Genomic DNA, 5,949 nt, shown 5'->3' on the forward strand with positions numbered 1-5,949 from the left:
TGGGAGGCCTCGGCGTCCTGGTAGACGATCTCGAAGGCCCGGGCGAAGTTCTGGCCCAGCTCGTGGCTGGTGCCCATCTGCAGCGCCTTGCCGTCGCCCATCATGGCCTCGGTGGTCATGGTGTTGGTGGCGCCGGGGAAGCGCTCGTCGGGGGTCTTGCGGCCGACGACGACGGGCATGGCCAGCACGTCGACCATGAACTCCTCGTAGACGTCGCGCAGGATCCGCCGCGCGTAGGCGGCGGCGTCGGCCTCGTCGATGTGCGCGGTGTGACCCTCCTGCCAGAGGAACTCGGTGGTCCGCAGGAACAGCCGGGGCCGCAGCTCCCAGCGCACCACGTTGGCCCACTGGTTCAACAGCATGGGTAGGTCGCGGTAGGAGTTGATCCAGCGGGCCATGTACTCGCCGATGACCGTCTCGGAGGTCGGTCGCACGACGAGCGGTTCCTCGAGCTCCTTGCCCCCGCCATGGGTGACGATGGCCAGCTCGGGAGCGAAGCCCTCGACGTGCTCGGCCTCGCGGGTCAGGTAGCTCTGCGGGATGAAGAGGGGGAACGACGCGTTCTCGGCGCCGGCGGCCTTGATGCGGGTGTCGACCTCGGCGACCATGCGCTCCCAGATGGCGTAGCCGTAGGGGCGGATGATCTGGGTCCCTCGGGCCGGGCCGTTGTCGGCCAGCTCGGCCTTGGCGATGACGTCCTGGTACCACTTGGGGAAGTCGTCGGCCTGGGGGGTGAGCACGGGGGGTTTGGCCATGGGCGCCGATGGTAGGGGCCGGTCCGGTTCCGCCATGCCGCTGGGGTCCGCGAGATCCGAAACCGCCACCCTGGTGCGTCCTGGCGCGCCACCAGGATGGCCAGAACGCGGGGCGGACCGGCCGGTGGCGCCGTAGATCGGGATTCCGACCCCTGCCGCGACGAACACCCGTACCCGCAAAGGGTAGAGTGGCCGCTCGTGGACGCTCCTGCGCTGCCGTTCCAGCCGTCGCTCCTGGCCACCGGGCCGACCGGCCCGGAGACCAGCTTCGCCGCCGCCCGGCGCATCGACCTGGGCCGGGGCGCGTGGGTCGAGGTGGTGCCGGGCTGGCTCTCGGGGGCCGACACCCTGTTCGCCGCGCTGTTGCAATCGGTGGCCTGGCGCCAGCGCGAGGTCGCCATGTACGGGCGGATGGTCGATGAGCCCCGCCTCAGCGCATGGTGGGGACGGGAAGAGGGGTTGACCGACGAGGCCCTCGATCGGGCACCCGACGCGCTGCGACGGCGGCTGCCCGCCCTTGACGCCCGCTACGAACGGGGCTTCGACGCCATCGGCCTCAACCTCTACCGCACCGGTCAGGACTCCGTGGCCTGGCACGGCGACCGCTTCGAGCGGTCACGGCCGGTCACCGTCGTGGCCGTGCTGTCGCTCGGCTCGCCCCGCCGGTTCCTCCTCCGTCCGACCGGTGGGGGCCGGTCGCGGAGCATCCCGATGGTCTCGGGTGACCTGTTGGTGATGGGTGGCACCTGCCAGCACACCTGGCAGCACTGCATCCCCAAGGTGGCCCGGGCCGGGCCCCGCATGAGCGCCACGTTCCGCCGCCGGGTCCACCCCCTGGAGCGGTCCGGCGACTGATCGTCCCAGGTGTGGCGCGATCTGGCGGGTCATCGACCATCCCGCGCCCGGGCGCGGGCCGGGTGCCGGGTCACCCGGTGCGGGCGATCGAGTCCGAGCCGGTCGGGCATGCTGGGGCCTGTGGCCTCTTCCTCTCCCGATCCCGACCCGGCATCGCCGGACCCGTCGAACCCTCCCGCGTCGGCTGCGGGCGACGCCGCCCAGCGGCGTTCGGAACGCCGGGCCCTCCTGCGCGACGCAGCCTACGAAGCCGAGCGCAACACCGGCGAGCGCGAGCGCACCGACGAGGAGGCCCGCCGCGGCGTCATCGCCCGCCTGGCCATCATCAGCCTGGGCACCGTCGTGACCATCGCCGGACTCGCCATGCTGGTCCTCCCCGGTCCCGGCATCGTCGTGGTGATCGCCGGACTCGGCATCCTCGCCACCGAGGTCGCCTGGGCCGAGCGGCTGCTGGCCTACGCCAAGCGCAAGGCCAACGTCGACAAGATCACCGCCCAGGCGCCCTGGGTGAAGCCGGTCTCGATCGTCGTCGCCGTGATCGGCGTGGTGGTGTCGATCGTCTACGCCGTGCGCTGGCGCTGACCTCCCCAACTTCGTACGGACGTGGTCCCCGGTGCACATCTCCGTACAAAGCTTCGTGACCCGGACGCAACTTCGTACGGACGTGGTCCGCGGTGGCGCACTTTCGTACGAAGTTCAGCGACGCTCCCGCTCAGCAGAGCCCGAGGCGGCGACCGAGGTCGCTCTGGATCACCCCGCGGGGATCGACGCGATCGCGCACCGCCCGCCACTCGTCCAGTCGCGGGTACATGGTCGCCAGCAGCTCGGGGCGCATCCGCGAGTCCTTGGCCAGGTAGATCCTCCCCCCGGCCTCGGCCACCCGTTCGTCGAGCCGCTCGAGGAACCGGCCCAGCCCGTCGACGGTGGCAGGGACGTCCAGCGCGAGTGTCCAGCCCGCCATGGGGAACGACAGCGGCCCCGGGTTCGCAGGCCCGAAGCGCTTCAGGACCCCGATCAACGTCGGGACCCGGGAGACCTGGAACTGCTCGGCCACCCAGCGCAGAGCTTCCTCGGCCCCGAAGGGAACCACGATCTGCCACTGGAGGAACCCGCGCGGTCCGTACAGCAGGTTCCAGTCGCTCACGCCGTCGAGCGGGTGGAAGAACCGGCTGATCGACTGGATCTCGTCTCGCTTCACCTTCGGTGCCCGCCGGTACCAGACCTCGTTGCCGGCCTGGATGCTCCACCGGTTGAGCAGGCCCGACGGCACCAGCGGCGGAACCGAGGCGAGCGGTTGCGGGTCGAAGGCCAACGGGTCACGCCGGGCGTCGGGAGACAGCTCGTCGGGCCGCGCGAAGCGGCCCCGGGTGATGACCGATCGCCCGCGGGCACCCTCGAGGGGCAGGAGGTCGACCCAGGCCACGGTGTAGGTGTAGTCGTCGTCGCCCGCCGCGAGCAGGGCCATGCAGTCGTCGAGGTCGTCGGTGCGGTCGGTGTCGACCAGGGCCCGACTGGTGGCGATCGGGCTGAGCGCCACGGTGGCGTCGACCACCCCCCCGGTGAGGCCCATGCCGCCGGCCGTGGCCCAGAAGAGGTCGGCATCCGCGGCCGGGCCGACGGTCACGGTGCCGAGCTCGGGGGTCGCCAGGGTGAGCTCCGACACGTGCTGGCACCACGATCCCGAGCGGTGGTGGTTCTTGCCGTGAATGTCCGAGGCGATGGCCCCGCCGACGGTCACGAACCGGGTACCGGGCGTGACCGGGACGAACCACCCACGCGGCACCAGCGCGCGCATCAGCTGGTCCAGGCTCGCCCCGGCCCCCACCTGCAGCCGGCCGGTCTCCGCGTCGAAGGACGCGACATCGTCCACCATGGCGGTGTCGACGACCCGGCCGCCGGCGTTCTGGGCGGCGTCGCCGTAGCTGCGCCCCAACCCCCGGGCGATGGTGCCGCGCGGCCCCGCTGCGGCAACCGACGCCGCGAGCTCGGCCGGCGTCAGCGGCGTCACCACCTCGGCCGCAGAGGGCGAGGTCCGTCCCCAGCCGCTCAGCTCGCGGCGCACGACCCGTCACCTCCCCCGGCTCGGCGGCCCGGAACGCCCGTCGGGGCCCAGGGCTTCACGCCGCGAGCACCCCGATGCCGAAGAGCACCGCCCACCCCGCACTGGCGGCGAGCAGCATGTGGTCGCGCAGGACGAGCTCCTCGGGGGCGCCGCCCTCCCCGGCGTCGAGCAGCTGGGCGTAGCGCAGCACGGCGATGGTGAACGGCACGATCGACATCTGGTACCACGGCACGCTGACGTCGAGCAGCTCGGCCCGCTCGAAGGCCCAGAGGCAGTACGCCACCAAGACCACCCCCGAGCTCACCGAGCGGAGGTACCCGAGGAAGCCGGGGGTGTAGCCGTCGAGCACCTTGCGGTGCGAGCCGGCGTCGTCGCCGAGGGAGACGACCTCGGCGTGACGCTTGCCGACGGCCATGAACAGCGACCCGAAGGAGGTGACGATGAAGAACCAGTTCGAGATGGGCACGTCCGCGGCGACCGCCCCGGCCACGGCGCGCAGCACGAAGCCCGACGCCAGGGCCACCACGTCGACGAGCACGATGTGCTTCAGCACGCGGGAGTACGCCGTGGTGAGGGCCATGTAGCCGAGGACCACGAGGGCGAGGGATGGGCGTATGGCGACCGCCAAGCCCAGGGCGGAGGTAGCGAGCACCGCGGCGGCGACCACGGCGACCGTGACCGGGAGCTCGCCTGCGGCGATGGGCCGGAACCGCTTGGTGGCGTGGTGCCGGTCGGCCTCGACGTCACTGGCATCGTTGACCAGGTAGGTGGCGCTCGCCGCGAGGCAGAACGCGACCAGCGCCCCGACCGTGGCGAGCAGATCGGAGGTCTCGCCCAGCACCCCGGCGGCGCCGGGAGCGGCCAGCACCAGCAGGTTCTTCACCCACTGCTTGGGCCGGCCGCTGATCAGCAGGGCGAGCGGGAGGCTCCGGCGGCGCGTCGGGGCGGCCTCGACGCCGGCGGTCACCGGGCTGCCAACCGCCGCCACAGCGGGCGGGGGGCGAGCCGCAGCAGACCGAACACAGCCTGGAGCACGGGCGGCGACCACACCGTCTCGCGCCCCCGGTGCAGGCCCGCGACGACGTCGTTCGCCACGGCTTCGGCGGTGGTGGCAAACGGTGCGGGGTCCATGCCCTCGGTCATCTTCGTCGTGACGAACCCGGGACGGACGACCATCACCCGGGCGCCGGAGCCGACGAGGGCGTCGCCCAGGCCCTGGGCGAAGCCGTCGAGACCGGCCTTCGTCGAGCCGTACACGAAGTTGTCCTTCCGGGTCCGCACCCCGGCCACCGACGAGAACACCACCAGGGTGCCGTGGCCCTGGGCGCGGAGGCGGTCGGCCACGACGAGCCCGGCGGAGACCGCCCCGGTGTAGTTGACCGTCACCGCCGAGACCGCGGCCGCCGTGTCGTGGTCGAAGGTCTCCTGGTCGCCGAGCACCCCGAACGCGAGCAGCACCAGGTCGACGTCGCCACCGGCGAAGACCTCGCCCAGGGCCTTCTCGTGGGTGTCGGTGGCGACCGCATCGAACGCCGCGACCGCGACGGTCACCGCTGCGGTGCGGAGCCCCTCGGCGATCGCGTCGAGGCGGTCGGACGGACGACCGGCCAGCACCACCCGGCGGCACCGGTCGGCGACGAGGCGGTCGACGGTGGCCAGGGCGATGTCCGAGGTGCCGCCCAGCACCAGCACGGACTGCACGCTGCCGGTTCCGTCACGCATCCCCGACTCCTGCCTCCGCCGCACGGGGAAGTTCCGGCGCGAGGCCGACGGGAGGATAGGTTCTGGACATCGGCACGGGTGACGACGATAGCGGAGTGCTCCGGGCCAGCACGAGAGCCGGTGGGCCAAGCTCGCGGGCCGACCGGGACCCGATCTCGACGCTGCGACCGGCCCGCACCGGCGATGAACAGGGGCCCACGTGGTCACGACACAAGGACATGATGACCCCCAGCCGACAACCATGAGCGCCGCCCGGGCCCTCTGGGTCCGAGCGTTCCCCACTGCAGAGTCCCAGGCGTTCCTGCGCTGGGGCCTCGGCGCCTATGCGCTGATCACGGTGGTCCTCCTCGTCGCCGCTCTGCGCACGAGCGACGGCACGATGGTCTACGCCCTCGACGACCCGGCGATCCACCTCTCTGTGGCCCAGAACCTGGTCGACCACGGCACGTGGGGCGTCACCCCGGGCCACTTCCAGTCGGCCTCCTCGTCGCCGCTCTGGACCCTCCTCGTCGCCGCCTTCGTCGGTGTGGCCCCGTTCGCCGCCGACTGGGCGGC

At 72.4% G+C, this 5,949-nt stretch carries 6 protein-coding genes and 1 pseudogene; 3 read left to right on the forward strand and 4 right to left on the reverse strand.

The window, feature by feature from the left end:
* On the reverse strand, positions 1-755 hold a 755-nt coding region (locus tag VNL12_RS01790), incomplete at its 3' end, for an aminoacyl--tRNA ligase-related protein (RefSeq protein WP_325591013.1).
* Between the two features lie 198 nt (positions 756-953).
* On the opposite strand from VNL12_RS01790, the gene VNL12_RS01795 reads away from it, so the two are divergent.
* Both VNL12_RS01795 and VNL12_RS01800 read left to right on the forward strand, forming a co-directional pair.
* On the forward strand, positions 954-1,610 hold the full coding sequence (locus tag VNL12_RS01795; RefSeq protein ID WP_325591014.1) for an alpha-ketoglutarate-dependent dioxygenase AlkB family protein: 657 nt from the start codon (positions 954-956) through the stop codon (positions 1,608-1,610).
* 120 nt (positions 1,611-1,730) lie between these two features.
* Positions 1,731-2,192 carry a PGPGW domain-containing protein gene (locus VNL12_RS01800; protein ID WP_325591015.1) on the forward strand — a complete coding sequence of 154 codons (462 nt, stop codon included), beginning with the start codon at positions 1,731-1,733 and terminating at the stop codon, positions 2,190-2,192.
* A 130-nt stretch (positions 2,193-2,322) separates the two neighbouring features.
* On the opposite strand, the gene VNL12_RS01805 is transcribed toward VNL12_RS01800, so the two are convergent.
* Genes VNL12_RS01805 through VNL12_RS01815 form a run of 3 tightly spaced genes read right to left on the reverse strand, consistent with a single transcriptional unit; the run spans position 2,323 to position 5,394 of the window.
* A complete protein-coding gene (locus VNL12_RS01805; RefSeq protein ID WP_325591017.1) occupies positions 2,323-3,672 on the reverse strand; it encodes an FAD-binding oxidoreductase in 1,350 nt (449 codons plus the stop codon).
* A gap of 55 nt (positions 3,673-3,727) precedes the next feature.
* On the reverse strand, positions 3,728-4,639 hold the full coding sequence (locus VNL12_RS01810; RefSeq protein ID WP_325591018.1) for a decaprenyl-phosphate phosphoribosyltransferase: 912 nt from the start codon (positions 4,637-4,639) through the stop codon (positions 3,728-3,730).
* Positions 4,636-5,394: a decaprenylphospho-beta-D-erythro-pentofuranosid-2-ulose 2-reductase gene (locus VNL12_RS01815; RefSeq protein ID WP_325591019.1), complete on the reverse strand. Its 759-nt coding sequence runs from the start codon at positions 5,392-5,394 to the stop codon at positions 4,636-4,638. Before VNL12_RS01815 ends, VNL12_RS01810 begins: the two co-directional genes overlap by 4 nt.
* A 241-nt stretch (positions 5,395-5,635) precedes the next feature.
* Between VNL12_RS01815 and VNL12_RS01820 the strand changes: the two are divergent.
* A pseudogene (locus VNL12_RS01820) lies at positions 5,636-5,949 on the forward strand (hypothetical protein); the annotation flags it as partial.

The sequence above is a fragment of the Iamia sp. genome (assembly GCF_035575815.1).
Classification (GTDB): Bacteria; Actinomycetota; Acidimicrobiia; order Acidimicrobiales; family Iamiaceae; genus Iamia.

Excerpts from the sequence above, each read along its gene's own strand:
- VNL12_RS01815 (WP_325591019.1), bottom strand. The coding sequence starts at position 5,394 with ATGCGTGACGGAACCGGCAGCGTGCAGTCCGTGCTGGTGCTGGGCGGC.